General features: G+C 64.7%; 2 protein-coding genes. Both read left to right on the top strand.

The features are described from left to right. The coding region (locus ACK4FJ_RS20180) for a DedA family protein (RefSeq protein WP_409768798.1) at positions 1-443 on the top strand (443 nt) is incomplete at its 5' end. 85 nt (positions 444-528) lie between these two features. Then, positions 529-1,669, top strand: a 1,141-nt coding sequence (locus tag ACK4FJ_RS20175; protein ID WP_409768795.1) for a ceramide glucosyltransferase, incomplete at its 3' end; no start/stop codon positions are given.

The raw sequence follows: 1,669 nt of genomic DNA, 5'->3' as shown, positions 1-1,669 counted from the left end.
GGATCGTGATGGCGGTCGCCCTCGTCTCGGCCGTCGTCGGCGACCAATTGGGCTACGTGCTCGGCTGGACTGCGGGACGGCGGCTAGTGCCGATCGTCGCTCGCAATCCAGCGCGGCGCAAAGCGATCGAACGCGCGCAGCATGAAATGGACGAGCGCGGCAATGTCGCCGTCTTCCTCACCCGCTGGCTACTCTCGCCGCTCGGCCCCTATCTCAATCTGATGGCCGGCGCCTCCGGCTTCTCCTGGATGCGCTTCACACTTTCCGGCATTCTCGGAGAAACGGTCTGGGTCGGGCTCTATACGGGCCTCGGCGCGACCTTCAGCGAAAGTGTCACCGAAATTGCGGAAATCAGCGGCAGCATCAGCGGTTTCCTGGCGACCGGCGCGGTTGCCGCCATCCTCGGTTTCAAGCTGCTGCAGGCGCTGCGATCGAAGGACTGAAGCCCACGTCTTCCCGGGCCGGACCGGGCTTCGCCGAACTGTCACACAGCGGTGTTATCGGAAACTGATATTCCGGAGACTCGCCATGACACTTTTGATCTGGTTCGCCGCGCTCGCACTTTTCGCCCAGCTAGCAAGCATTGCCTTCGTCATCGCCGTCAAACTGCGCCACCGGAAGCGCGAAGGCCATCCGGCACCCCGCCCGCCGGTCACCCTCATCCGCCCGATCTGCGGCCTGGAAAACAATCTCGAACGTTGCCTGGCCTCCTCCTTCAAGCTCGACTGGCCAGCTTACGAAATTCTCTTTTGTGTCGCTAAGGCGGATGATCCCGCCGCAGCGCTTGTCCGCCGCCTGATGGCCGAGCAACCGCATATCGCAGCGCGCCTGCTGGTCGGCGAGGACCTGTTCAGCGTTAATCCGAAGATGAACAACGTGGTCAAGGGCTGGCGCTCCGCCCGCCACGACTGGATCGTCATGACCGACAGCAACGTCCTGATGCCGTCAGACACGATTGATCGAATGATGGCGCGCTGGGACAGCGAGACGGGCCTTGTCTGCTCGCCACCGGCCGGCACCGAGCCGGTAAATTTCGGCGCCCTTCTCGAAAGCGCCTGGCTGGACAGTTTCCAGGCCCGCTGGCAGCTTTTTGCCGATGCCGCCGGCTTCGGCTTCGCTCAGGGCAAGTCGATGCTCTTCAGCCGCCAGCTGATCACGCATCTTGGCGGCTTCGAACGGCTCGGTGAAGAAGTGGCCGAGGATGCCGCCGCCACGATTTTGATCCGCAGTGCCGGCCTCAAGGTCAGGCTCGTGCACGAACCCTTCCCGCAGCCGCTCGGAAAGCGCGACATCGCGGCCGTCTGGAAGCGCCAGTTGCGCTGGGCCCGCCTGCGCCGCGCTTCCTTCCCGCTCTATTTCCTGCCCGAAATCTTCACCGGCGCCGCCCTGCCCATGGCGGCCATGATCACGCTCGCCGCGACAGGAACGCTGCCGCTTGCCGCTCCGTTCGTTTACCTCGCCGCCTGGTATGCCGGCGAAATCGTGCTCGCCCGCGCCTATGGCTGGCCGAGCGGCTGGCGCATCCTGCCGGCCATGCTGATCCGCGACCTCCTGCTGCCGGCTCTCTTCGTCACCGCCTGGTTCGGCAGCGGTTTCGAATGGCGTGGCAATGCGATGACCGTCGCCGACAACGACAACACCCGCACCGCCCGCATCCGTCAGGCCGTCG

Source organism: Ferrovibrio sp. (genome assembly GCF_046297595.1).
Taxonomy (GTDB): Bacteria; Pseudomonadota; Alphaproteobacteria; order Ferrovibrionales; family Ferrovibrionaceae; genus Ferrovibrio.
The sequence above is the reverse complement of the archived record's forward strand: the minus strand, read 5'-3'. Positions and strand labels throughout refer to the sequence as shown.